Source organism: Microtetraspora malaysiensis, assembly GCF_001528665.1.
GTDB classification, from domain to species: Bacteria; Actinomycetota; Actinomycetes; order Streptosporangiales; family Streptosporangiaceae; genus Microtetraspora_A; species Microtetraspora_A malaysiensis.
In genome coordinates this window covers 170,323-193,989 of the sequence record NZ_BBYJ01000018.1, presented here as the reverse complement: position 1 = coordinate 193,989, position 23,667 = coordinate 170,323, and the positions used below count along the sequence as shown (strand labels likewise).

At 68.5% G+C, this 23,667-nt stretch carries 22 protein-coding genes; 9 read left to right on the top strand and 13 right to left on the bottom strand.

Annotation, left to right across the window (positions count from 1 at the left end; translation table 11 throughout):
* Positions 1-194: 194 nt before the first annotated feature.
* The 3 genes from AWQ71_RS24635 to AWQ71_RS24625 all read right to left on the bottom strand — a co-directional run bounded on the left by AWQ71_RS24635 (position 195) and on the right by AWQ71_RS24625 (position 4,261).
* A complete protein-coding gene (locus tag AWQ71_RS24635; protein ID WP_067137204.1) occupies positions 195-1,358 on the bottom strand; it encodes an alpha-hydroxy-acid oxidizing protein in 1,164 nt (387 codons plus the stop codon).
* Positions 1,359-1,464: 106 nt separating this feature from the next.
* The gene (locus tag AWQ71_RS24630; protein WP_067137176.1) at positions 1,465-2,475 is read right to left on the bottom strand and encodes a C-terminal binding protein; all 1,011 of its coding nucleotides are present in this window, start codon (positions 2,473-2,475) and stop codon (positions 1,465-1,467) included.
* On the bottom strand, positions 2,462-4,261 hold the full coding sequence (locus AWQ71_RS24625; protein WP_067137175.1) for an IlvD/Edd family dehydratase: 1,800 nt from the start codon (positions 4,259-4,261) through the stop codon (positions 2,462-2,464). Before AWQ71_RS24625 ends, AWQ71_RS24630 begins: the two co-directional genes overlap by 14 nt.
* 582 nt (positions 4,262-4,843) lie before the next feature.
* On the opposite strand from AWQ71_RS24625, the gene zwf reads away from it, so the two are divergent.
* From zwf to AWQ71_RS24610, 3 genes are all read left to right on the top strand, one after another.
* Entirely contained in the window at positions 4,844-6,235 is a 1,392-nt protein-coding gene (zwf, locus tag AWQ71_RS24620; RefSeq protein WP_067137174.1) for a glucose-6-phosphate dehydrogenase, read from the top strand.
* 117 nt (positions 6,236-6,352) lie between these two features.
* Positions 6,353-7,984 carry a glucose-6-phosphate isomerase gene (pgi, locus tag AWQ71_RS24615; protein ID WP_067137173.1) on the top strand — a complete coding sequence of 544 codons (1,632 nt, stop codon included), beginning with the start codon at positions 6,353-6,355 and terminating at the stop codon, positions 7,982-7,984.
* Positions 7,985-8,244: 260 nt separating this feature from the next.
* The gene (locus AWQ71_RS24610) at positions 8,245-8,874 is read left to right on the top strand and encodes an HD domain-containing protein (RefSeq protein ID WP_245658449.1); all 630 of its coding nucleotides are present in this window, start codon (positions 8,245-8,247) and stop codon (positions 8,872-8,874) included.
* Between the two features lie 111 nt (positions 8,875-8,985).
* Here the strand turns inward: AWQ71_RS24610 and AWQ71_RS24605 are convergent, their stop codons facing one another.
* Entirely contained in the window at positions 8,986-9,222 is a 237-nt protein-coding gene (locus tag AWQ71_RS24605) for a hypothetical protein (protein WP_067137171.1), read from the bottom strand.
* 157 nt (positions 9,223-9,379) lie between these two features.
* Here AWQ71_RS24605 and AWQ71_RS24600 point away from each other — a divergent pair, with 157 nt between their 5' ends.
* From AWQ71_RS24600 to AWQ71_RS24575, 6 genes are all read left to right on the top strand, one after another.
* Positions 9,380-9,859 (top strand): MarR family winged helix-turn-helix transcriptional regulator, encoded by a 480-nt coding sequence (locus AWQ71_RS24600; protein WP_067137170.1) that lies wholly within the window; start codon positions 9,380-9,382, stop codon positions 9,857-9,859.
* Positions 9,856-10,476, top strand: a complete 621-nt coding sequence (locus tag AWQ71_RS24595) for a class I SAM-dependent methyltransferase (RefSeq protein WP_067137169.1) — start codon at positions 9,856-9,858, stop codon at positions 10,474-10,476. Before AWQ71_RS24600 ends, AWQ71_RS24595 begins: the two co-directional genes overlap by 4 nt.
* Before the next feature lie 298 nt (positions 10,477-10,774).
* A complete protein-coding gene (locus tag AWQ71_RS24590) occupies positions 10,775-11,422 on the top strand; it encodes a hypothetical protein (protein ID WP_245658446.1) in 648 nt (215 codons plus the stop codon).
* Positions 11,406-11,972, top strand: a complete 567-nt coding sequence (locus AWQ71_RS24585) for an OmpA family protein (RefSeq protein WP_067137168.1) — start codon at positions 11,406-11,408, stop codon at positions 11,970-11,972. Before AWQ71_RS24590 ends, AWQ71_RS24585 begins: the two co-directional genes overlap by 17 nt.
* A 183-nt stretch (positions 11,973-12,155) precedes the next feature.
* Entirely contained in the window at positions 12,156-12,695 is a 540-nt protein-coding gene (locus tag AWQ71_RS24580; RefSeq protein ID WP_067137166.1) for an RNA polymerase sigma factor, read from the top strand.
* 35 nt (positions 12,696-12,730) lie between these two features.
* Positions 12,731-13,870, top strand: coding sequence for a CU044_5270 family protein (locus AWQ71_RS24575; protein WP_157570537.1), 1,140 nt, complete (start codon positions 12,731-12,733; stop codon positions 13,868-13,870).
* Positions 13,871-13,982: 112 nt separating this feature from the next.
* Here AWQ71_RS24575 and AWQ71_RS24570 read toward each other — a convergent pair whose 3' ends face one another.
* Genes AWQ71_RS24570 through AWQ71_RS24530 form a run of 9 tightly spaced genes read right to left on the bottom strand, consistent with a single transcriptional unit; the run spans position 13,983 to position 23,655 of the window.
* Positions 13,983-15,014, bottom strand: a complete 1,032-nt coding sequence (locus AWQ71_RS24570; RefSeq protein ID WP_067137162.1) for an alpha/beta hydrolase — start codon at positions 15,012-15,014, stop codon at positions 13,983-13,985.
* Positions 15,015-15,067: 53 nt separating this feature from the next.
* Positions 15,068-15,655 carry a pyridoxine/pyridoxamine 5'-phosphate oxidase gene (locus tag AWQ71_RS24565; protein WP_067137160.1) on the bottom strand — a complete coding sequence of 196 codons (588 nt, stop codon included), beginning with the start codon at positions 15,653-15,655 and terminating at the stop codon, positions 15,068-15,070.
* The gene (locus tag AWQ71_RS24560) at positions 15,652-16,872 is read right to left on the bottom strand and encodes an amidohydrolase family protein (protein WP_067137158.1); all 1,221 of its coding nucleotides are present in this window, start codon (positions 16,870-16,872) and stop codon (positions 15,652-15,654) included. The genes AWQ71_RS24565 and AWQ71_RS24560 overlap by 4 nt, the downstream gene beginning before the upstream one ends.
* Positions 16,873-16,907: 35 nt before the next feature.
* Entirely contained in the window at positions 16,908-18,167 is a 1,260-nt protein-coding gene (locus tag AWQ71_RS24555) for a metal-dependent hydrolase family protein (protein WP_067137157.1), read from the bottom strand.
* 39 nt (positions 18,168-18,206) lie between these two features.
* Positions 18,207-19,211: an ABC transporter ATP-binding protein gene (locus AWQ71_RS24550; protein ID WP_067137156.1), complete on the bottom strand. Its 1,005-nt coding sequence runs from the start codon at positions 19,209-19,211 to the stop codon at positions 18,207-18,209.
* Entirely contained in the window at positions 19,189-20,223 is a 1,035-nt protein-coding gene (locus AWQ71_RS24545; protein ID WP_067137154.1) for an ABC transporter ATP-binding protein, read from the bottom strand. The genes AWQ71_RS24550 and AWQ71_RS24545 overlap by 23 nt, the downstream gene beginning before the upstream one ends.
* Positions 20,220-21,131 (bottom strand): ABC transporter permease, encoded by a 912-nt coding sequence (locus tag AWQ71_RS24540; RefSeq protein WP_067137151.1) that lies wholly within the window; start codon positions 21,129-21,131, stop codon positions 20,220-20,222. The genes AWQ71_RS24545 and AWQ71_RS24540 overlap by 4 nt, the downstream gene beginning before the upstream one ends.
* Positions 21,124-22,032 carry an ABC transporter permease gene (locus AWQ71_RS24535; RefSeq protein WP_245658445.1) on the bottom strand — a complete coding sequence of 303 codons (909 nt, stop codon included), beginning with the start codon at positions 22,030-22,032 and terminating at the stop codon, positions 21,124-21,126. Before AWQ71_RS24535 ends, AWQ71_RS24540 begins: the two co-directional genes overlap by 8 nt.
* A gap of 33 nt (positions 22,033-22,065) precedes the next feature.
* Positions 22,066-23,655, bottom strand: coding sequence for a peptide ABC transporter substrate-binding protein (locus AWQ71_RS24530; protein WP_067137148.1), 1,590 nt, complete (start codon positions 23,653-23,655; stop codon positions 22,066-22,068).
* Positions 23,656-23,667 lie beyond the last annotated feature (12 nt).

Genomic DNA, 23,667 nt, shown 5'->3' with positions numbered 1-23,667 from the left:
TAGTTAGTTGACTGACTTATGGGAAAACCATACATGCCGGGCGGCCTCTCGTCTACATTTAGTCGGGTGACTAACTCAGCAGGGATGGGTTCCACGTGGGCGAGGAAGCGGGAACGGCCGCAGTCCACCCGTCGTGAGCGGGTGGCCGCTCACGACGCCACGCACGTACGCACTCGGGGACGCAGACTGCCCGGTCAGGGCACCCGCACCAGTACGTCGGGGCTCAGGTCGGCGATCGACCGGTAGCCGTTGAGTCCCATCGTCAGGTCGGCCTCGGCGAGCAGGCAGCGCAGCACGTGCTCCGCGCCCGCGGCACCGCCCAGCGTGATGCCCCAGCCGTAGGGGCGGCCGACCGCGACCGCGGTGGCACCCAGCGCCAGGACCTTGACCACGTCGACACCGGTACGCACGCCTGAGTCGAAGATGACCGGCATGCCCTCGGCCGCGGCGACGACGGCGGGCAGGAAGTCGAGCGCGGGCGCGCTGGCCGCCTGCCGGCCGCCGTGGTTGGAGCAGTAGATGCCGTCGACGCCTCCGTCGCGCGCCCGACGTACGTCGTCGGGGTGGCAGATGCCTTTGAGGAGCAGCGGCAGGCCGGTGAGGCCGCGCAGCCAGGCCAGGTCGTCCCAGGACAGGGCCGGATTGCCGAACGTGAGGGCCCAGGCGAACGTCGCGGCGGCGGGGTCCTTCTCCGGCGTCTTCTCCAGCCGGCTCCGGAAAACGGGGTCGCTGAAGTAGTTGGCCAGGCACAGCCCCTGCAGCTGGGGCATCGAGGCGTGCCGGAGGTCGCGCGGGCGCCAGCCCAGGGACCAGGTGTCGAGCGTGACCACGATGCCGGCGTACCCGGCGGCCTCGGCCCGGCGCACGAAGCTCTCCGCGAGCTCGCGGTCATTGGGCGTGTAGAGCTGGTAGAAGCCCGGGGTGTCACCCAGCGCGGCCGCCACGTCCTCCATCGGGTCCTGGGTGAGCGTGGAGGCGATCACGGGGACGCCGGTCACGGCCGCCGCCTTCGCCACTTCGAGGTCGCCGTGCCGGCTCTCATGCATGATGCCGACTACTCCGATCGGCGCCATCATCAGCGGCGTCGGGTAGCGACGGCCGAACAGCTCGACGGACAGGTCGCGCTCGGCGGCGCCGGAGAGCATCCGCGGCACGATGCCCCAGCGCTCGAACGCGGTGACGTTGCCGCGCTGGGTCGCCTCGTCGCCGGCACCACCGGCGACGTAGTCGTAGAGGACCGGGTCGAGCTTCTCCGCCGCGAGCGCCTCGAGATCGCCGCAGGTGACCGGATACCTCGGCTTCTCGCCGTTCAAGCCGTTCAGGTAGATGTTCAGGTTGAAGTCGGAGAAGTTCGGCATGTTCCGCCTTCTGAGGTCGAGTCTGGTGGGGGGTTGGGCGAGCTCGCGCTTCAGATTCTTCCCGATGGCGGTCATCGGCAGGCCGGACACTACCTCAACCAGATTCTTACGGACGGGAGCCGGCCGTCACGTCGTTGACCGGCCAACGGGCCGGTTGCCCGGTCAGAACCCGCACGGCCTCTTCGGCGGCGATGTGACGCACCATCGTGATGGACTGCTCGGAGTAGTAGGCGGCGTGCGGGGTGACGATCACGTTGGGCAGCGTGAGGAGCGGATTGTGCGGGTGCCAGTCGCGTTGCTTCGCGGGCTCCTCCTCAAGGTCGTCCAGTGCCGCGCCGGCGATCCATCCTTCGGTGAGTGCCTGGTAGAGCGCCGTATCCTCCACGATCGGGCCGCGCGCGGTGTTGACGAGGATGGCGGTCGGCTTCATCCTGCGGAGCGTCGCACGGTCGAAGGTGTGGTGGGTCTGCGGGGTGAGCGGCGCCTGGACCACCAGGTAGTCGGCACCTTCCACGAGCTCGTCGAAGGTCACCGGCCGCACCTGGCACGATCGGATCTCGGACTCGTCGAGAAACGGGTCGTGCGCCCAGACCTCGACGCCGAACGCCCTCGCGCGTTCGGCGACGAGCTGGGCGATGGAGCCGAATGACAGCAGCCCGAACACCCGTCCCCTCAGCCGCCAGATCGGCTCTCCGCTCTGCCACCGCCATGTGCCCTGCCGGGTCGCTCGGTCGTATGCGCAGATCTTGCGGGCGGCGGCCAACCAGAGCGCGACGGCGTGATCGGCGACCTCGTCGGCGCACCACTCGTTCGGCGCGTTCGTGACCTGGATGCCCCGTCGGGTGGCGGCGTCGACGTCGACGATGTCCACGCCCGTGCCGTAGCGGGCGATCACCTGACAACGGGTGAACGCGTCGATGGCGCGGGAACCGACCCGCGCGTACTGGGTCAGGACGCCATCGACGTCCCGGCCCTTTTCGATCACCTCGTCCTCGCTCTTGCACTGTGCGGCGAGGAGCTCGAACCCGGCGCCCTCGATAATCGCGCGTTCGATGTCCACGTCGCCGAAGTCGAAGTCGGCGATCAGGATCGTCCCTCTGGCGTCAGTGCGAGTCACGGGGGATCCCCTTGGTGTGGACGAGATCCTGGTACGACAGGGCGAGCTCCAGGCAGCCTCCGGTGTCCAACTGCCCGACCGTGGAGCGGTAGATCTCCTGCCACGGTGTCTGGTTCTCGAACACCGGCGGTGTGTATCGGGCCCACCGCGCGGCGATCTCCTCATCCGGCAGGAGGACGTCGACGCGCGTGTTGTCCATGTCGATACGGATGCGGTCCCCGGTGCGCAGAATGGCGAGATTGCCGCCGACCGCGGCCTCGGGGCTGGCGTTGAGAATGGACGGCGCGTCCGAGGTGCCGCTCTGGCGGCCGTCACCGAGCGTGGGCAGCGAGATGACGCCGAGCCGGAGCAGCGCGGTGGGGACCTCCATGTTCACGACCTCGGCCGATCCCGGGTAGCCGATCGGCCCGGTGTAGCGGATGACGAGAATGCAGTTCTCGTCGATGTCCAGCTCGGGATCCTGGATCCGGGCGTGGTAGTCCTCAGGCCCGTCGAAGACGACGGCCCGAAGGTCGAACACCTGCGGAGCGCCGGGATGCGGCAGATAGCGGGCGCGGAAATCGTCGTTGATGACCGAGGTCTTCATGACCGCGGAGTCGAAAAGGTTGCCGGTCATGACGAGAAGTCCGCCCCGCGCGGCGAGCGGCTCGTCGAAGGGACGGATGACCGTCGGGTCGGCGGGCGGGACATCGGCCAGGTTCTCGGCCACGGTACGGCCGGAGACGGTCACGACGTCGCCGTGCAGGCGCCCTGCCGTCAGCAACGACCGCATGATGGCGGGGACGCCGCCGGCGCGGTAGAAGTCCTCACCGAGGAACTCGCCGGCGGGGGCGACGTTCGCCAGTACCGGGATGTCGGCTCCGACTCGCTGCCAGTCCTGGAGGGACAGGGGCACCCCGACGTGACGCGCGATGGCGTTGATGTGGATGGGCACGTTGGTCGAGGCGGCGATGGCCGAGGCGACCACGATCGCGTTCTCGAAAGCCCGCGGGGTCATGATCTTGCGCGGGGTGAGGTCCTCGCGCACGAGGGCTACCGCTCGGCGGCCTGTCTCGTAGGCCATCTGCGCCCGCTGGCGATAGGGGGCCGGGATCGCCGCGCAGCCTGGCAGGGACATCCCCAAGGCCTCGGCCAGGCTGTTCATCGACAGTGCGGTGCCCATCGTGTTGCAGTGACCGACGCTGGGCGCGGAAGCGGCCACGCGCGCCATGAACTCGTCGTAGTCGATCTCCCCGCTGGCGAGCAGCCGCTTCGACTGCCAGATCACCAGCCCCGAACCTGATGAGCCGGTCCGCTTGCCATGGTGATAGCCGTTGAGCATCGGCCCTCCGGACAGGACTATCGCCGGGATGTTCACCGTCGCCGCCGCGGCGAGGCACGCGGGCGTGGTCTTGTCACAGCCTGTCGTGAGGACGACCCCGTCGAGTGGATATCCGTAGAGCACCTCGACCAGCCCGAGGTAGGCGAGGTTGCGATCGAGCGCGGCAGTCGGGCGTTTACCGGTCTCCTGCAGCGGATGGACGGGAAACTCGAACGGGATGCCACCGCCGTCGCGGATCCCGTCCCTGACCCGGTCGGCGAGGGCGAGGTGGTGGCGGTTGCAGGGAACGAGGTCGCTCCCCGTTTGGGCGATGCCGATGATCGGTCGGCCCGACTGGAGTTCCGCCGGGGTCAGCCCGAAGTTGAGAAAGCGTTCGAGATAAAGAGCCGTCATCTCCGGATTGCCGGCGTTGTCCCACCAGGCCTGGCTGCGCAGACCGCCTGTGGCGCGCTTCGTCGATGGCATCAGGCACTCCTCACTGGCCTACCGGGGCTCCCGCCGGCCGGGCGCCGCCGTGGCGCAGGAGGTGCCGTGCGCACCCACCGTTTCGGGCGCATCCGCACAGATACCCACAGCTCACCCGCACTAACTACGCTCGAGCCGGGCAGCCGGGCAGCCGGGCAGCCGGGCAGCCGGGCGGCCGGACGCGGAAGCCGCGCGGCCTACCCAAAAATTTCCGCAAGGCGTCCGATCGCGCACCCGTGACCAGAGAACCAGACAGACAGCCCGGTGATCGAGGCATTCGCCCTTGCCCATGGCTTTCCGTGTTACCGCCCGAGCTGGTGAAAGACTGATTCGACGCACGCTGGTCACACAGCGGGAGTGCCGACGGCGGACGGAACCGACGTTTTCCACGTAATCGTGATAGGTGCCGGGCCCGTCGGGAAGAACGCCGCGAAGCACGCCATCCCGCCGTTCCCGACCGTCGTGAACGAGATCTGACCTGCCGGAGGAGTACGGCCGGTGAGGTTCGCGTAGCGTCCCGCGGTCGGTCGGGCGTGGCATTCCCCGCCCGGGCAGGCGTCCGTGGGACCGAGTGGGGGCACCATGAACGTACCGCGGGGGCAGGTCCTGGTGCTGTACGGCATCACCGGCGATCTCGCCAGAAAGATGATCATTCCGGCGCTGTACAGGCTCACCGCCCGCGGTGTACTCGACGTTCCGGTTATCGGCATGGTTCGCCGCGATCTGGACATCGCCACGCTGCGGAACCACGTCCACGACAGCGTCGCGACCGCTTACGGGCGGGTCGACGAGGACGTGTTCGGCGCACTCGCCGACAGGCTGGCGCTGGTCCACGGCGACGTGACCGGACCGGAGGTCTACACCGAACTCGCGCGGCGACTCGCCGGCGAGACATTCGCCGTCCACTATCTGGCCGTGCCACCCCCACTGTTCGCGCCGATAGCCGAACGCTTGGGCGCCTCGGGCCTGAACGCCAGGGGCCGGCTGGTGGTGGAGAAACCATTCGGTGAAGACCTGGCCTCCGCGCGGCGGCTCAATACGCACCTGCACCGCTACTTCCCGGAGGACCGGCTGCTTCGCGTCGATCATTTCCTTGGCAAGGAGCCGGTCCAGAACCTCATGATGTTCCGCTTCGCCAACACCCTGCTGGAGCCCATCTGGAACCGCGACCATGTCGCCACCATGCAGATCACGATGGCCGAGGCGTTCGACGTCGCCGGCCGCGGGGCGTTCTACGACGCGGTGGGTGCCGTCCGCGACGTCGTCCAGAACCATCTGCTGCAGGTCCTGGCGTACTTGACGATGGATCCTCCGGCCGACAGCAGCGCCGAGACCGAACGCGATGAGAAACGTCGGCTGATGCGCGCGATACGGCCGATCGAGCCCGATGATGTCGTCCGAGGCCAATACGCCGGCTATCTCGATACGCCGGGGGTGGCCGCCGGGTCGACCACCGAAACCTACGCCGCGGTGCGGCTGTGGGTCGACAACTGGCGCTGGGTCGACGTTCCGTTCCTGATCAGGACGGGTAAGGCACTCGCGGTCACCAGCACCGAGGTCGCCGTCCGGCTTCGCTGTCCGCCCTGCATGTTGTTCTTGTCCGCCGACGCCGGCCGACCGCGCCCCAACATCGTCCGGTTCAGGCTGGACCCCAACCCCGGGGTCACCCTCGACCTGCTCGCCAAGGCTCCGGGTGAGGCCGACGCGATGCGGGAGGTGCCGGTGTCGGTCGACTTCGAGGCGCAGCAGGGGCAACCGGAAAGCGCTTACGAACGAATCATCACGGACGCGCTCTCCGGCGACCCCCGCCACTTCGCCCGCCAGGACACCGTGGAAGAGGAATGGCGCATCGTCGATCCCATCCTCGGCTTCGAGACGCCACCAGAGCCGTACGAGCGCGGCGGGTGGGGGCCGTCCAGCGCCGACCGCCTCACCGGCGACGGCCGCTGGATCCCCACATACGTACGTGCCTGACCGTGAATCAGGTTCGCCCCCGAACGCGTGTCGGAGGTCGCCCGCGAACGCGTGGCCGCCGAAAGGGGGAATGTATGCAGGCGACCATCTCCGTCTCGCCGATCATCGGAGGAACCGATGCCGACCGTCCCGCTCCGTGACCGAGCCTCGTGGAAGGCGCTCGAGCAGCACCACACCGACATCGGCGGGCGGCACCTGCGTGAGCTGTTCGCCAAGGACCCCGACCGTGGCGAGCGCATGTGCGCCGAGGCCACCGGACTGTACCTGGACTACTCGAAGAACCGCGTCACCGACGAGACGATGCGCCTGCTGGTCGAGCTCGCCCGGGAATCGGGGCTTGAGCAGCGCCGGGACATGATGTTCCGCGGCGAACCGATCAACACCTCCGAGCATCGGCCGGTGCTCCACGTCGCGCTGCGGATGCCGGAAGGCGCCTCGCTCGTCGTCGACGGTGCCGACGTCGTCGCGGAGGTCCATGACGTCCTCAACCGGATGACGGCCTTCGCCCGGCAGGTTCGGTCCGGGCAGTGGAAGGGATATACCGGCAAGCCGATCAAGAACATCGTCAACGTGGGCATCGGCGGCTCCGATCTCGGGCCGGTCATGGCCTACGAGGCACTGCGCCACTACAGCCGGCGTGATCTGGGGTTCCGATTCATCTCCAACGTCGACCCCACCGATTTCGCCGAGGCGACCCACGACCTGTTCGCCGACGAGACGCTGTTCATCGTCTGTTCCAAGACGTTCGGCACGCTGGAGACCCTCACCAACGCCCGTTCGGCGCGCGACTGGGTGATCGGCCAGCTGGGCGACGAAAGCGCGGTCTCCCACCATTTCGTCGCGGTCTCGACCAACGCCGCGCGCGTCGCGGAGTTCGGCATCGACCCCGCGAACATGTTCGGCTTCTGGGATTGGGTCGGCGGCCGTTACTCGATGGACTCCGCCGTCGGACTGTCGACGATGATCGCGATCGGCCCCGAGCATTTCGGTGAGCTGCTCGAGGGCTTCCATGAGATGGACGAGCACTTCCGCACGGCCCCGCTCGAGGCGAACCTGCCGGTGCTGCTGGGGCTGCTCACCGTGTGGTACGTGAACTTCTTCGGGGCCCAGACCATCGGCGTCATGCCGTACGAGCAGTATCTGACGCGGTTCCCCGCTTATCTGCAGCAGCTGACGATGGAGTCGAACGGCAAACATGTCAGCCGTGACGGCCGCGTCGTCGACTACGACACCGGCCCGGTCTACTGGGGTGAGCCGGGCACGAACGGCCAGCACAGCTTCTACCAGCTGATCCACCAGGGCACGCGGCTGATCCCGCTCGACCTGATCGGCTTCGCCAAGAGCCTCAACCCGTTGCGCGACCACCATGACCTGTTGTCGGCGAACGTCTTCGCGCAGGCACAGGCACTCGCCTTCGGCCGGACCGAGGAGGAGGTGCGGGCCGAGGGCACCGCGCCGGACGTCGTGCCGCATCGGGTCATGCAGGGCAACCATCCCACCAACGTGCTGCTCGCCGAACGGCTCACCCCGCACCGGCTCGGCACTCTCGTGGCGCTGTACGAGCACAGCGTGTTCACCCAGGGAACGATCTGGGGGATCGACTCCTTCGACCAGTGGGGCGTCGAGCTCGGCAAAGTACTCGCGGGGCAGATCGCACCCGAGCTGACGGCCGATACCGAGCCCGAACTCGCCCACGACTCGTCGACCAACCGCCTGATCCGCCATTACCGGAGGCTGCGGAAGAACTAGCGGGATGCGCTGACGACCGCGAGACACGCCATCGGGCTCCCGGGAGACCGCCGGCGCGGGGCACCACCCAAAGCTCACCCATCCGGCTCAGGTCGCCCGCCACCTCGGCCCGGTCTCCGACGCGATCGGATGGGTGGCGATGATCAAGCATCGTTGGCCCTAACCGGCGGTGTGAAGGGTATCCATCTCTCGGATTATCTGGCAGCTCCATGGTCTTGGGGCGTCACGACCGTTCTCGATGGGAGCCGCCCGTGTCCGAGATGATCGCCGGGGTCGCCATCCCCGACAGCCCGATCGCCGCCGAAGCGACGTCGCTCGTCCGGGAGACGACGACCCCGCTCCTCTTCCACCACTCGCGCCGGGTGTTCCTGTTCGGCGTCCTGCAAGCCCGCGCCCTCGGGATCGCCCCCGATCCGGAACTCCTCTACGTCGCGGCCCTTTTCCACGACACGGGTCTCGTACCGCCCTGCCGGAGCGACGATCAGCGTTTCGAACTTGACGGGGCCGACCAGGCGCGCGCGTTCCTCCGCTCCCACGGCTTCTCGGAAGCCGACGCCGATCTCGTGTGGACGGCGATCGCCCTCCACACCACGCCCGAGGTCCCGTACAAGATGGCCCCGGAGATCGCCGCGACCACCGCGGGTGTGGAGACCGACGTGCTCGGCATGCGCCTGGACAACCTGAGCCGGGAGGAACTCGACGCCGTGACGGCCGCGCATCCGCGGCCCGACTTCAAGCGGGAGATTCTTCAGGCGTTCAAGGAGGGGTTCGAACACCGCCCGGACACGACCTTCGGCACGGTGAACGCCGACGTGCTCGAACACTTCGTCCCCGGATATCGGCACATCGACTTCGTCGAGGTCATCAAGAACTCCGCCTGGCCCGAGTGATCGGGGCGGCCGGTGCCGCACCCCGGCCCCCACCCGCGCCTGTCCGGATCGTTTCGGTGCCCGGCCACGCGGTGCGCTCGAGGCGAACCGACGCCCCGAAGGGCGCGGCGATCACCGTTTGGGCTTCACGCGTCGCCGCCGCGGCGCACCCAGCACCCAGAGCCCGACAACGACGGCGACCACGCCGATGGCCAGCCAGACGGGCGATCCACCGGTGACGGGTCGGCACTCGGCGACGCACAGGATGGGCCGAATCCGTACCAGGTCGGCCCCCTGAAGAGTCCACAACAGGCCAAGCAGGGTCAGGACCGTACCGCCGACGATCCTCGCGGCCTTACGCCAGGTCATGGCTACTCCCCCTCCCCGGCGAACGCCGGGACGTCGGCGAGGGCATCCCATGATGGGCGTCGCCCTCGGAACGGCGACAAGGGCGGGGCTGGGGCATGGCGCCTCCTTCGGTTACGTCGTAAAATAGTCAGGCAACCTAAGAAGGTGAGGTTATAAGGTGGCCGAAGGATCTACAAGTGCGGTGCCGTTCCTGCCGCAGCTCATCGGTCAGGCGTTCAACCTGATCCTCGACGAGCTCTACCACCGCCTTGTCGAGAGCGGATACGAGGATCTACGCCCCACCCATTGCCTGAACGTGTTCCGGTTCATGGACTGCGACGGCACCCGGCCCACCACGCTGGCCCGCCGAGCCGGGATGACCCCTCAGGCGATGAGCGAACTCGTGGGCTACCTGGAAAAACGCGACTACGTGCGACGCGTCCCCGACCCGACCGACGGCCGGGGCCGTGTTGTCGTCTACGCCGACCGTGGGACACGCGCCGCCGAGATCAGCGCCACCTACTTCGCCGACATGGAGGCCCGCTGGGGTGCCATCGTCGGCCCCGACCGCCTCCAGGACGTCAAGTCCGCGCTCGCGCAGATCCTCGGCGCCTCCCCCGCTCACGGCGCCCAACCGCCGAAGGTCTCGGCACCATGAGCCGGTCATCCAGAGAACTCGTCGGCTACTGGGACCGGCAGGCGGCCACCTACGACAGAAGGTTGGCCGGGGTCGAACGCCGGTTCCTGGCGGACAGCCGCCGCTGGGTCTGTGGCCGGGCCCGCGGCGCCACTCTGGAGATCGCCATCGGCACCGGCGCCAACCTCCGGCACTACCCCGGCGACGTCGACCTGACCGGCATTGACTGGAGCCCCGCCATGGTCCAGGCCGCACGCCGGCAGGCGGACCTGATCCACCGGGCCGTCCGGCTCCACCAAGCCGACGCGACCGCGCTGCCCTTCCCCGCGGCGACGTTCGACACCGTCGTCAGCACCTTCGCCCTGTGCTGCGTCCCCGACGAACGCGCCACTCTCGTCGAGGCGCTCCGCGTGTTGCGGCCCGGGGGACGCCTGCTGCTGGCCGACCACGTCGCGGCGTCCTTCTGGCCACTACGTGCGCTCCAGCACGCCGTCGATCTGGTCAGCGTCCCTCTGCAGGGCGAGCACTACACCCGCCGCCCCGTCACCGTCCTGCGTGGTCTCGGCGTCGTCATCGAGGAGACCGAGCGCCTGACCATGGGCGCGATCGAACGCGTCGACGCCCGCAAGCCCCACTGACCCGAGCGGACCCGCGCACGCCCGGCCCAGTTCCCGAATATGGGCCTTGACCTGCCGTTCTCCCCGTCCGCCGTGGCGGTTGTGCACAAATTGTCGGTATCGAAAATGCGAACGATTGTATAATCGGCCCTAATGGGGTGGATGAGGCAGTTGAGGCTACTGGGACGAATTGCTCCCGGTGATCGCCTTGCTGACCGAAGAGTCCAGAAATGCGGTCATGGCACCGGGGGCCGTGATATGGCGCGCTATGCCGATCCCGAAGGTGCCCCGCCTAATGACATGTTGAGGTGAAAAACGGGTGCAAAAAGCGAACACGCCGACGCTGGCCGGATATGTGGTGACGGCGGTCCTGGCGGGCCTGCTGACCGGCTGCGGGATGCTTACCGCGCAGCAAGGCGGCGGCGAGAAGCAACCCGTCGCGAAAGAGAAGCAGGCCGTCGAGCTTGCGAATTCCGCCGACTCCGCCGAGCCCGCCTCCACCGGCGACGGCGGTGACTCCGAGACCGGCGGGCAGGCGGGCGCACCCGCCGAGCAGGGCACAGTGATCGCTGGCAGGGAGGTCAAGGCCGGCGGCGCCGACCTGACCGTGGAGATCACCGGGCTCAAGCGGCAGGGCCGGTTGTCCACGCTGACCTTCACGGTCACGAACAAGGGGGACACGCGCTGGGAGATGTCCAGCAACATGGGCGACACCCCGGCCGGTCTCGGCCTCACCGTGGCGGGGATCAGCCTGGTCGATCCGGTCAACGGCAAGCGGTACACCGTCGCGCGTACCGGGACCCCTCCCACCAAGGCCAAGTGCCTGTGCTCGGACTACGACGTGTGGACCGAGCCCGGCGAGGTACTGCCGCTGCACGCCACGTTCGCCGCCCCGCCGCCTGACGTCACGAAGATCAACGTGGACCTCAAGGTGCTGGGTGTGTTCACCGATGTCCCGATTTCCTGAACGTCTCGCGGTCCTGGCGGTCGCGGTCGCCCTGACAGCCGGCCCCGTGACCGGTCCCGCGGCCGTCGCGTGGGCGGACCCGGTGGACGTCACGGCCGAGGTGGAGGATGTCGTCGCGACCGTCGAGGACATCACCGCCGAGGTGGAGTCGCTCGACGGCACCGAGAGCGAGTCGAAGCAGGGCGAGCAGGTCACCGTGGCGCTCACCAGCGACGTGCTGTTCGCGCTCGACAAGGCCGTGCTGACGGCCAAGGCGAAGGCGCGCCTGCGGCAGATCGCCGGGAGGATTCAGGCCGAGTCCGCCGGCGGGGTCGTCAAGATCGAGGGACACACCGACGACCAGGGCAGCGACGCCTACAACAGGGTGCTGTCGCTCAAGCGGGCCCAGGCCGTACGGCAAGCTCTGCAGGGGACGTTGTCCGGCGTGACCTTCCAGGTCAGGGGCTTCGGCAAGAGCAGGCCCAAGCTGCCCAACTTCGTCGACGGCAAGCCTTCCGAGGAGAACCGCGCCAAGAACCGGAGAGTGGAGATCGTCTTCACCGCGAAGTAGTCATCTCCGAACTCTCCACCGGTCGGCCGGGCAGGATGGCGCGCATGGCGCATTCGAGCCCGGTCGGCCGATGACCGCTGCCGGATCGCCATCGCGCTCCCAGCCTCCCTCCGCGCCATGGCCGGTGCCGAAATTTCCGATGCGGGGTCGGTAATCGGAGGGCTCCGGGAGGGACTTCCTCATGTGAACGATCCCTACAAGCGCTTCACGGACCTCTACGACCGGCACTACCGGGCGGTATTCGGATACGTCGTGCTGCGCGCGGAACCCGGGACAGCGGAGGACGTCTCCAGCGAGACCTTCCTGGTCGCGTGGCGACGCCTGGACGACGTCCCCGATCCACCGCTTCCGTGGCTACTGGGCGTCGCCCGCAACAAGCTCGCCAAACATCGTGGCGTACAGCACCGCCGTCACGCGTTGGTCGACCGGATCGCGGCCCTCATGACCGCCGACGACCAGACGGGTCGCGATGTCGCCGAGCGTGTCCTGGACCGGGAAACCGCACTCACCGCGTTGCGCTCCCTGCGCGAGAAGGACCTGGAGGCATTGGCGCTCACGACCTGGCACGGCCTCACTCCGGACCAGGCGGCAGCCGTCATGGGTTGCTCGACCCGCACCTACAACGTGCGTCTTCATCGTGCCCGCGCCCGCCTGAGCAAGGCGATGCGGACCATGTCGCCGGACCGGACCGTCGCTAGGAATCAGCTTCTGGAGGAGATGTGATGGATTCCCGCAACGCACCGTACGAGGGACCCGACATGGCCGACCTCGTGATGGCCCGGCTCACGCCCACGCGGCTGGATGACCTCGCCGAGGACGCCTATCAGCGCCGCCGCTCAGCCGACCTGGCCCGCGCGTTCGAAACCCCACGAGTCTCCCGCCGCGGCCGTGGAACCGTGTTCCGGCACCGCCCGTTTCCGCTGATCGCCGGTGCGGCCGTCACCGGCCTCGCCGTCGCCGCGATCGTCGTTCCCGCGATGCTCTCCCCGGACACACCGCCCGCCCGGCCCTCCTCCACAGCGGCTCATCCCCCGGCGGCGACCCCGGTGGACGCCCATTCGTTCCTGCTGGCCGCGGCCGAAAGCGCGGCTCGCGAGCCGGCCACGACCGGCCGCTACTGGTACACGCTCGAACGGACCATCACGCGGGTCGACCAGTCGGAGAACACGATGGAGCGGGGCGATACCAGGAAGGTCCAGGCGGGGAAGAGAAACCCGTTGCCATTCACTGCCTCTGTCGCCACATCCCAGGAGTCCTGGCTGGCGCGTGACGCACGCGACCGCACTCGGACGATAACCGGCGTCGATTACCAGGTCATCTTCGATTCGCCGGACGACGAGGCGGTGTGGAAGAAGATGGGGTCGCCGCGCCTCGGCCACGGTCCCGCCGAACCCCAAGTCAACAACTACAACATACGGTTGCAGTTCATGATCGGTTCGCGGCGGCTGAGCATGGACGAACTCGCGAAACTGCCCACTACGCCGGCCGCATTGGACAAATATCTGCGGCGCGGCTATCAGGCCGACGCCGACGATCCGGCGAATCCGCTTCAGGGCGGCTACCACCAGTACGTCTGGGACACCGCACATGACCTGCTCTCAGGGCCGATCACACCAGGCACCAGGGCGGCTCTCTACCAGGTACTCGCCGACCAGCCTGGGGTCACCATGGTGGGGGAGGTGACCGATCCTCTCGGCCGCCAGGGGGTCGCTGTCGCCCTGAAAGGCGAAAGCCGGTACGCCTCCGACGTGGAGGGCGTCTCTCAGTTTCGCCTGATCGTCGCTCCTGACACCGGCAGGATCCTCGCCTACCAGGTGATGCGGCTCGGGGACAAGCCTCAGCTTTCGGTGGCCTACCAGCAGATGGGCTGGACGAACTCACTCGGCCAACGCCCCTGACACTCCGAGCCGAAAGCCGTACGGCGGGACACAGGGGCTCCGGCCGTACGGCTTTCCACGGCGCTGTTTGAGGGGCAGGCTCACCCCTACCTGGACTCGGTGGAGAGGCGGTCTAGCCTTTCACGTTCGCTTCCAGCCAGGAGTTGATCAGGGCGGCCACTTTGTCGGAATTGCGGTCCATCATGATCATGTGGGAGCTGCCGCGATGGCCTTCGGCCGGTAGGTCGATCCAGGTTGATCGTCCGCCGGCCTTGCGCAGAGCGTCGTGGAAGCGCCTGGTGGAGGCGTACAGCTCGGCCCAGGAGCCGTCGGCGTCGAGGTGGTCGCCCCAGATGACAAGGTGCGGGATCCGGCGAAGCCGGCTGAAGTCCACGGTGGAGGGGTCGGGAGCCCCTGACGGCTCGATCGCGACGTGGGCGCGGACCTGGCTGGGAGCGGCGATGGTCGCGGCGAAGCCGAGCGGCCCGGCGGCGCTGTGAGTGAGGATCACGTTCGGCCCGACCTTGGCGACCAGCGCGTCGTACCCGGCCTGGGTGGACTGGTCGTAGGTGCGGAAGCGCGGCACCACCTGCTTGACGAACTCGTCGAACGCGGCGACGGGGAACAGCGTGTCAGGGTACGGCCGGCGCTTGGCCGGGTCGGTGGCGTACGAGCCGGGAGGGCCGATGCGGAACAGCTCCCAGAGCTCCTGCTTGGTACGGAACAGCGGTTCTGACGGGGAGATCTCCGGATAGCGCTGCCACGGGGCGCGGCCACCGCCGAACCCGTCGGCCACGTAGACGTCATGGCCGCCGGCGAGGAAGTGCTGCTGCCATCCCGGCCGTCCGTCCGGCGTGGTTTCGAAGGAGGCGCCGGTCAGGCCGCCGCCGTGCCACATGAGCACCGGCAGCGAACCGCGGGGGCGCGCGAGGCGTACGTACTGGACGTATACCTGGCCGGTCTCGAAATCCCCGTTGGGGTTCACCCGCACCGGCGGCTGCCCCTGGGCGGCGAACGCGTCCCGAGACTCCGCGTCGTCCAGAGTGATCGATTTACCACCGACGTAATAGCTGCCCACTTCGCGGACACGGATGCCATCGTTGTCCGGCAGCGCCCAGCCGCCGGCGGCGACAGCGACCACACCGGGCACAGAACCTGCCAGCAATTCGCGACGCTTCACTTTTGCCGTCCAATCTGACGAGCCGAAGGCCGATGAGGTCAGGAACCGAGCGCCTGCCCCACCCACGCATCCCCGATCAGGCGATGCCGGCGGCGGTCATGCAGACGGTCGGGGCGGCCCGCCTGCAGGAACTCGATCTCCGTCGGCGTGATCACGTACCCGGCCCAGTACGGAGGTACCGGAACGGCTTCGCCCTCGGGCCAGCGGCGGGCCGCCGCGGCCAGGGCCGAGTCCAGTACGCCCCGATCCGGGATCGGCGAGGACTGGTGGCTCGCCCAGGCCCCGAGCTGGGCCGGCCGGGAACGGCGGCGGAACTCCCGTTCGGCCTCCGCCGTGCTCATGGGTGCCGCGTCACCGCGCACCGTGACCTGGCGGCGCAGCGACAGCCAGGTGAACATCATCGCCACCCGAGGGCAGGCGGCGATGTCGCGCGCTTTCGGCGATCGGCTGTCGGTGACGAAGCCGATGCGGCGGCTCTCCAGCAGTTTCACCGAGACGGTGCGCACGCTGGGCTCACCGGCCGGGCTCACGGTGCTCAACGCCATCAGCCCCGCCTGCGGGTCACCGGCTTCCTGCGCGGCCGCCTGCCATTCGAGCAGGACGGCCATCGGGTCGGAGCGCGTCATCGGATGACCTGCCCGTCACGCGCCACCGCGTGCAGCCGGTCCAGCGCGGTGAGGTCGTCCACGGGATCGGCGTCGGCCGCGATGAAATCCGCCTGGTAGCCAGGCGCGATCCGGCCGATCCGGTCTCCCATCCCGAGTGCGGCGGCCGCGTCGGTGGTCGCCGCGGCCAGGGCCTCCCGGTTCGCCATCCCGGCGCCCGCCATCATCCGCAGCTCGCCGGGCAGCGCGTCGAACGGCGTGAACCGCCAGCCCGCGTCCGTGCCGCTCACCATGCGTACACCGCTTTCGACCAGATGCCGGAAGTCCTCGAGGTCGTACGGGTGGCGCCGTCGCCACAGCGCGGCGGCGTCCCCGGAGGCCTCGGGTGGTGCGGCGAGGACGTGGTGGCCCACGGACAGGGTCGGGCAGATGACAGTGCCGGTCTTCGCGAGCAGGTAGGCGACGGCGGCGTCGAAGCCGCCTCCGTCTTCGGCGGCGGTACGGAACTTCCCGTGCTCGATGAGCGTGACGCCCGCCGCGACCGCGGTCCGCATCGAACCGGCGGACAGGCAGTGGACCTTCAGGGGGCGGCCGAGTGACGCGGCCGTCTCGACGGCCGCGCGGAGCGACTCCTCGGGAAAGCTCGGCTCCCATGGGGGCGCCCCGGGCGTGCCCCCGCCGGAGGCCATGACCTTGATGAAGTCGGCCCCGGCGAGGGCGAACCGCGTGACCAGCTCTCGTACGGACGCCGCGTCGGGCGCCTCACCGCCCCAGCGCCAGGAGTGGCCGCGCACCGTGGTGATCGGCGCCGCCGCGACGAGGATCCGAGCGCAGTCCGGAAGGGCGGCGGCCCGGGCACGCACCTCGAACACGGCCCCCGGCGGGCCGCCACAATCCGCGACGGTGGTGATGCCCGCGCGCAACGCGGTCCGGGCGTTCCTGACGCCCAGTTCCACGCGCTCCGAGACAGTGCGTGCCGCGGAGACGTCCTCGCCTGCCCCGTCGCCGGACTCGGTCAGGTGGACGTGGGAGTCCACCAGCCCCGGGAGCACCACCGCCCGGCTCAGATCCAGGCCGGCGCAGGTGTCGGGCCACTCCCCCGGCCGGGTCCGGCCGGGTGCGATCTCCGCGAAGCGGCCGTCCCGGATGAGCAGCCACGCGGGACCGAGGTCACGCGCCCACGGATCCACCCGCAGCCGACCCGCGTACACCACCAGTTCGTTTCGCAGCCGGTTCATGGCCCTCCACCTCGCTTGCCGCCGTCACCAGGGGTTCAGCGCGCCGGCTTCCACAGCACCTCGGGCGTCTTCGCGGTCGCGGCGACGTCGTCCCGGTGGACCAGGCCGCCCTTCATCACGAATCCGACCCGCTTGAGTGCCTCGATGTCCTGGAGGGGGTCGCCGTCGACGGCGATGAGGTCGGCGTGGGCGCCGGCGGCGAGGGTTCCGATCTGCCCCTCCTTGCGCAGCACCTCGGCCGCCACCACGGTGGCCGACCTGATCGCGTCCAGCGGCTTCATGCCGTACTGCACCATCAGGCTGAACTCGTCCATCTGCTCGCCGTGCGGGAAGGAGCCGACGTCGGTGCCGAACGCGATCTTGACACCGAGTTCGAGCCCGCGCTTGAAGGCGCCCTCGTGCCGCTTGACGAAGCGGCGGTCGAACTCGGTGTGCTGGCGCTTGTAGTACGTGCCCATCGTCGGCACCCAGAAGGTGCCGAACTCGAGCATGGCCTGCAGGTCCTCCTCGGTGAGCAGCGGGCCGTGCTCAAGCGTGCGGACGCCGCCGCGGATCGCGGCCTGCGCGCCGTCCTTGCCGTAGGCGTGCGCCGCGACATCGCGCCGGTACCGCTTGGCCTCGGCGACGACGGCGGCGATGTCCTCCTCCGTGAACTGGTGCAGCGGCTCCAGCTCCTCCGGCTCGACATCCTTGCGGGTGCTGGTCGCGTAGATCTTGACCCAGTCCGCGCCGATCTTGATCTGACGGCGGACTTCCTTGATCAGCTCATCGCGGGTGTCCACCATCCCGGCGACGTCGGGGAGGTTGAGTTCCGGGTTCACCTTGTCGTCGATGCGCATGTCACCGCCGGTGATGGAGATGCCGTCGGACGCCACGGCCATCCGCGGGCCGGGGATGATGCCGGCCTCGATCGCGTCCCGGAGCGCGGTGTCGCCGTGCCATACCTGCTCGTTGTCGGTGTCCCGGGCGCTGGTGAAGCCGATCTGCAGCGCGCGGTCACACGCCGCGACACCCTCGATCACCCGGTAGACCTGCGTCTTGAACAAGATCGCCGGCGGCCACACCTGGTCCTCGGGGCGCAGCAGCATGTGCGTGTGGCAGTCGACGAGCCCGGGCATCAGGGTCAGCCGGCCCACGTCGATGAGATCGGCTTCAGCGGGCGGGGTGTCGACGACCGACACGATCCGGCCGTCGGCGATGACAACGCTCGCGTCCTCGTAGTACTCGCCGGTCGCGGGGTCCAGAACACGAGAGGCACGTACGGCGAGCTGGCGGTCGTTCGTGGGCTGAGTCATAGCTTCCTCCAAAATTCTGTGTACAGAATACAGTAGTGCCTAGCCGTCCACTTGGACAGAGGCAGCGGGGGCGAAATGGCAGGCGGTCAGATGGCCGGAGGCCGCACCCTCCACGAGCGCGGGCTCATGTACGGCGCACACCTCCTCCGCCTTCCAGCAGCGGGTGCGGAATCGGCACCCGCTGGGAGGCTCGGCGGGACTGGGCGGATCGCCGTTGAGCATGATCACTTCCTGCTCGCGGGCCATGTCGGGGTCCGTGGGCGGTGCGGACGACAGCAGCGCCTGCGTGTACGGGTGCCGCGGTTGTCCGTAGACCACCCCCTCAGGGCCGACCTCGATGACCTTCCCCAGGTACATCACGGCGACCCGGTGGCTGATCTGGCGGACGACGGTGAGATCGTGCGCGATGAACACGTACGAAAGGTTCAGCTGTTCCTGCAGATCGGCCAGAAGGTTGAGAACCTGCGCCTGGACGGAGACGTCCAGCGCCGAGACGGGTTCGTCGCAGACGACGATCTCGGGCCCCAGGGCGAGCGCGCGGGCGATGCCGATGCGCTGGCGTTGCCCACCGGAGAACTCGTGCGGGTAGCGGTTCACATGATCGGGGTTGAGGCCGATCAGTTCGAATAGCTCCCGGGTACGGTTCCGCCTTTCGGCGGGCGTTCCCTCGCCGTGTACGGCCAGCGGCTCGGCGACGATGTCCCCGACCGTCATCCGCGGATCGAGGCTGGTGTACGGGTCCTGCAGCACGATCTGGATCTTGCGCCGCAGGGCTTTCAGCCCGGCGCGGCTGAGTCGGTGAATGTCCTCACCCCGGTACCGGATCGTCCCCGACGTGGGCCGGTCGAGGGCGACGAGCATCCGGCCGAGCGTGGACTTCCCGCAGCCGGACTCACCGACGAGGCCGAGCGTCTCCCGCTCCCCCAAGGTGAAGGACACCTTGTCCACGGCGTGTACCCGCGACGCGGAGCCTAACGGCCACCGCCGTCCGGACGCGTAGTGCCGGGTGACGTCGGTGACCTCAAGAATGGGCGGTGAGCACACCGGCGATCACGTCCTTTCCCAGGTGGCAGGCGCTCCAGCGGCCCTGCGCGTGTTCACTGAGCACCGGCTCCCGCTCCTCGCACACGGTTTCGGCGAGTGGGCATCGGAACCGGAACGGGCAGCCGCTGGTCTCCTTGCCGAGCACCGGCGGCTGCCCGGGCAGGGCGGCGAGCTGTCCGGCCCGGCGATCCGCGCGGGGAACCGCGTCGAGCAGCGCCTTCGTATACGGGTGGGCGGGGCGGCGGAAGATATCGCGGACCATGCCGGTCTCCACCACGCGGCCGGCGTACATCACGGCCACCCGGTCGGCGATCGACGCGGCCGCGCCGAAGTCGTGGGTGATCAGGACCAGCCCCATGCCGGACTCTCCCTGGAGAGTCTGGAGCAGCCGGAGTATCTGCACCTGGACGGTGGCGTCCAGAGCGGTCGTCGGCTCGTCGGCGATCAGCACGTCCGGCGACAACGCGAGCGCCATGGCGATCACGGCGCGCTGCCGCATACCGCCGGAGAATTGGTGCGGGTACTGGCGGTAGCGCTGTTCGGCGTCCGGGATCCGTACCTGCCGCATCAGTTCGACCGTGCGGTCACGAGCCTCTCCACGGGAGAGGCCGAGGCGGGTCCGCAGGGTCTCGCCGATCTGTGGCCCGACGCGCAGGACGGGGTTCAAGGCGGACAGCGAATCCTGAAAGACCATGCCGATGCCCTGCCCTCGGACCTCGCGCCTGGCGGCTTCCGGCAGGCCGAGCAGATCGCGGCCGTTCCAGCGCACGCTTCCGCCGCCGATCCTGGCCGGAGGGGCCTCCAGAATCCCCATGATCACCTGAGCGGTCATGCTCTTGCCCGACCCGGACTCTCCGAGGATCGCGAGCGTCTCCCCGCGATCCACATGCCAGCTCACCCCGCGCAACACCGGCACGGGGCCGTCCTCGCCGCCGAACTCGACCTGCAGATCGTGCACTTCCAGCAGGTGTTCGGTCGCCATGGTGTTCCCCTTCCGCGTCGTGTCGCTCACGAGTGGATCCTTGGGTCGATGGCGTCTCGGACGACGTCGCCGAGCAGGATGAAGGCCAGGACGGTGACGCTGAGGAACAGAGCCGGGCCGAGAAGCGGCCATGGCGCCTCCAGGAACCGCGCCTGAGCGTCGTGGATCATCTGTCCCCAGGAGATCGTCGGCGGGCGCAGGCCGATCCCCAGCATCGAGATGATCGACTCATAGGTGATGAACACGCCGAGGTTCGTCGTCACGACCACCAGCCAGGGGCCGAGACTGTTCGGCACGACATGGCGGACGAGGGCCCTCAGCCGCGAACACCCGACGGCGGCCGCGGCCAGCATGTAGTCCTGCTGTTTCGCCTCCATGACCGACGACCGGGTGATGCGGGCGACCTGCGGCCAGCCGTGGACCGACAGAGCGATGATCACCGTCCACGTGCCGCTGCCCGACGTGCCGAACAGCGTCAGCAGGACGCTCGCCCCCAGCAGCAGCGGAATGGCCAGGAAGATCTCGGTGATCCTGGACAGGACCGCGTCGACCCAACCGCCGAAATAGCCGGCGGCCGCGCCGACGACCCCGCCGAGCAGCCCGGTCAGCAGGGAGACGGCGATGCCGATGCCGAGACTCGCGCGAGCGCCGTACACGCTGCGCGAGAACACGTCGCAGCCTTGGAGATCCCTTCCGAACCACTGGCCGGCGCCGGCGTCGGCCAGTGTCCGCCCGAGGTCGCAGTCGTACGGATCGGCCATCGCGAACAGGGACGGAGCGGCGGCCATGCCCACCATCACCACAAGCAGGGCGGCGGAGAGATAGAAGAGCGGGCTGCGGGAGAGCCTTCGCCGGACCGCCTGCCAATGACCGCGCCGCTTCCTCTGCGGCGCCCCCCGCCGCTCCACGACTCCGGCGGCCGAAGCGAGTTCAGGCATAGCGGATCCTCGGGTCGAGTACGGCGTACAGCAGGTCGACGAGCAGGTTCGCGACAACGTAAACGAACACGAAGACGGTGACCACGCCCACCACCGTCGTGCGTTCTCCCAGGTAGACGGCTCGCGCCATGGCTTGGCCCATGCCGGGGATGTTGAAGATGCTCTCGGTGATGACGGCGCCGCTGAGCAGCGCGCCCACTTCGAGGCCGAGGAACGTGACGACGGGGATCAGGCTGTTGCGCAACGCGTGGTGCGCCACGACTCGGACTCGAGTCAGGCCCTTGGCTGTGGCCATCCGGACGTAGTCCTCGCGAAGCGACTCGGCGAGCTGGCCACGGGTGAGCCGGGCCACGTAGGCCGTCGACAACGACCCCAGCACGAACCCGGGCATGATGTAGCTGAGAAAACCGTCCTCGGTTCCGGCTACCGGGAGCCAGCCGAACTTCACGCCGACCACGAGCTGGAGTACGAACGCGGTCACGAAGAACGGGATCGAGAGCCCCGCGAGGGTGAAGATCCGGACCCCGGTGTCGGCGACGCCGTTGCGGCGCAGCGCGGAGAGGACTCCGGCGCCGACACCGATGACGATCTGGAACGCCAGGGCGAACGCCGCGAGCTGGGCACTGACCCAGATCCGTTCACCGAGCATCTGGGCCACGTCCTGGCCGCTGTAGGTCTGCCCCAGATCGCCATGGAGGGCCCCGGCCAGGAAGCGGACGTACTGCTGCAGGAGCGGCTCGTCGAGGTGGTAACGAGCCCGGATCGCCTCCGCGAACGCCGGATCGGCGGCTCGCTCACCGGCCAGGGCCTGCACCGGGTCTCCGGGCAGGGCGAAGGTGATGACGAAGATGACGAAAGTCGCGCCGACGAGGACCAGCACCGCCTGCAGGACTCGGCTCATGATGTATCGGGACACTGGTGCGTCCTCCGCCGGCTATTTCACGACCACGGATTCGATCCGCAGTCTGCGGAAGGAATCCACGCTCACGTCGCTGACCCGCTTGGAGTGCCCCACCATGACGCCCTGGTACCAGAGCGGCACGTACGGCATGTCGTCGAGGAGCACCCGCTCCGCCTCCGCGTATTTCGCGTCGGCGGCCTCCGTGTCCTTGGCCGCCGCGCCGTCACGCAGCAGCGCCTCGAACTTGTCGTTGCGGTATCGGGAGAAGTTCTCCCCGGCGTCCTGAGTGAACAACGGCTTGAGGTAGTTCTCGGGGCTGGGGAAGTAGAAGGTCCACGCGGTACGGAAGGCGGTGTCGACCTTCCCGCTGCTCAGATCTCCCAGCAGCACCGCGAGCTTGGGATAGGCCTTCGTCTCGACGTTCACACCGAGGTCCTTCGAGATCTGCCGCGCGGCAGCCTCGACCCATTCCTTGTTCTCCGGGGCGTCGCTGTTGTAGCCGATGGTGAAACCGCCGCCGGGGATGCCCCCCGCCGCGTCGAAGGCCGCCTTGGCCGCGGCGGCGTCGTGAACGCACAAGGCTCCACACGCGTCCGCCGCCGCACCCGGGACCACGGGCGGCACGAAACCGGTCGCCGGTGTGCGCGTGCCCTTGAAGATCGCCTTGGTGATCGCGTCCCGGTCGATCGCCATCGAGATGGCCCTGCGTACGCCGGGCGACGTGAACTTCTCGCCGTTCACGGGGAACCCGAGGTACTCCATGCGCCCACTCGGCGACTCCCCGAACCGGTCCCCCAGCAGGCTCTTGGCCTCGGTGCTCCTCGCGGTCGGGATGGCGGGCAGGACGTCGAGATTGTTGGCGAGCAGATCGTTGTAGGCGGTGTCGAAGCTCTGATAGATCTTGAACTGGACTTCGCCCGCCTTGGCCTTCGTGCCGGCGTAGGAGTCGTTACGGCGCAGCGTGATCTGCTGGTCGTGCTGCCAGGCGCCCTCCATGACGAACGGGCCGTTCCCGATCGGCCGCTGTTCGAAGGCCTTCGGGTCCTTGTACGCCACGGAGGGGAGCGGCGAGAACGCGGGATATCCCAGCAGTTGCCTGAACTGCGACCAGGGTCGCACCAGCGTGATCTCGAAGTTGAGGTCGTCGACGACGCGCAGGCCGGACATCGTCTCCTCGGCTCCGGAGGCGACCTCGCGATAGCCCTTGATGTCCCCGAAGACGTACGCGTTCAGCTGGGCGGACTTCTTGTTCGCGGCGAAATTCCACGCGTCCACGAACGACCGCGAGGTAACGGGTTCGCCGTTGTGGAACGTCCAGCCGGGTTTGAGCCTGACCTTCCACACCTTGTTGTCGGTGCTCTCGACGCTCTCGGCGACCTCCAGACGGGTCTCGTTGGTCTTGATGTCGAACGTCACCAGCGGAGTGAAGAGCGCGGACACCACCTGCGCTCCGTAGACCTCGGAGTAGTTGGCCGGCATGAGCGAGGACGGTTCGAGGATCGCGGCAGAGAACGCTCCCGTCTTCTTGCCGGCTTCGGAGCCGCCGCATGACGCGACCGAAGCCAGCAGGACGGACGTTAAGCCGATGGCCACCATGCCTCTGATCTGTAGGAACACAGTCATCCCACCTTTTGT

What these genes read in the sequence shown, in the direction of transcription:
- AWQ71_RS24635 (WP_067137204.1), bottom strand. Translation starts at nt 1,358, where the DNA reads ATGCCGAACTTCTCCGACTTCAACCTGAACATCTACCTGAACGGCTTG.
- AWQ71_RS24625 (WP_067137175.1), bottom strand. Translation starts at nt 4,261, where the DNA reads ATGCCATCGACGAAGCGCGCCACAGGCGGTCTGCGCAGCCAGGCCTGG.
- zwf (WP_067137174.1), top strand. Translation starts at nt 4,844, where the DNA reads ATGAACGTACCGCGGGGGCAGGTCCTGGTGCTGTACGGCATCACCGGC.
- pgi (WP_067137173.1), top strand. Translation starts at nt 6,353, where the DNA reads ATGCCGACCGTCCCGCTCCGTGACCGAGCCTCGTGGAAGGCGCTCGAG.
- AWQ71_RS24610 (WP_245658449.1), top strand. Translation starts at nt 8,245, where the DNA reads ATGATCGCCGGGGTCGCCATCCCCGACAGCCCGATCGCCGCCGAAGCG.
- AWQ71_RS24605 (WP_067137171.1), bottom strand. Translation starts at nt 9,222, where the DNA reads ATGACCTGGCGTAAGGCCGCGAGGATCGTCGGCGGTACGGTCCTGACC.
- AWQ71_RS24595 (WP_067137169.1), top strand. Translation starts at nt 9,856, where the DNA reads ATGAGCCGGTCATCCAGAGAACTCGTCGGCTACTGGGACCGGCAGGCG.
- AWQ71_RS24585 (WP_067137168.1), top strand. Translation starts at nt 11,406, where the DNA reads ATGTCCCGATTTCCTGAACGTCTCGCGGTCCTGGCGGTCGCGGTCGCC.
- AWQ71_RS24575 (WP_157570537.1), top strand. Translation starts at nt 12,731, where the DNA reads ATGGCCGACCTCGTGATGGCCCGGCTCACGCCCACGCGGCTGGATGAC.
- AWQ71_RS24565 (WP_067137160.1), bottom strand. Translation starts at nt 15,655, where the DNA reads ATGACGCGCTCCGACCCGATGGCCGTCCTGCTCGAATGGCAGGCGGCC.
- AWQ71_RS24560 (WP_067137158.1), bottom strand. Translation starts at nt 16,872, where the DNA reads ATGAACCGGCTGCGAAACGAACTGGTGGTGTACGCGGGTCGGCTGCGG.
- AWQ71_RS24555 (WP_067137157.1), bottom strand. Translation starts at nt 18,167, where the DNA reads ATGACTCAGCCCACGAACGACCGCCAGCTCGCCGTACGTGCCTCTCGT.
- AWQ71_RS24540 (WP_067137151.1), bottom strand. Translation starts at nt 21,131, where the DNA reads ATGCCTGAACTCGCTTCGGCCGCCGGAGTCGTGGAGCGGCGGGGGGCG.
- AWQ71_RS24535 (WP_245658445.1), bottom strand. Translation starts at nt 22,032, where the DNA reads ATGAGCCGAGTCCTGCAGGCGGTGCTGGTCCTCGTCGGCGCGACTTTC.
- AWQ71_RS24530 (WP_067137148.1), bottom strand. Translation starts at nt 23,655, where the DNA reads ATGACTGTGTTCCTACAGATCAGAGGCATGGTGGCCATCGGCTTAACG.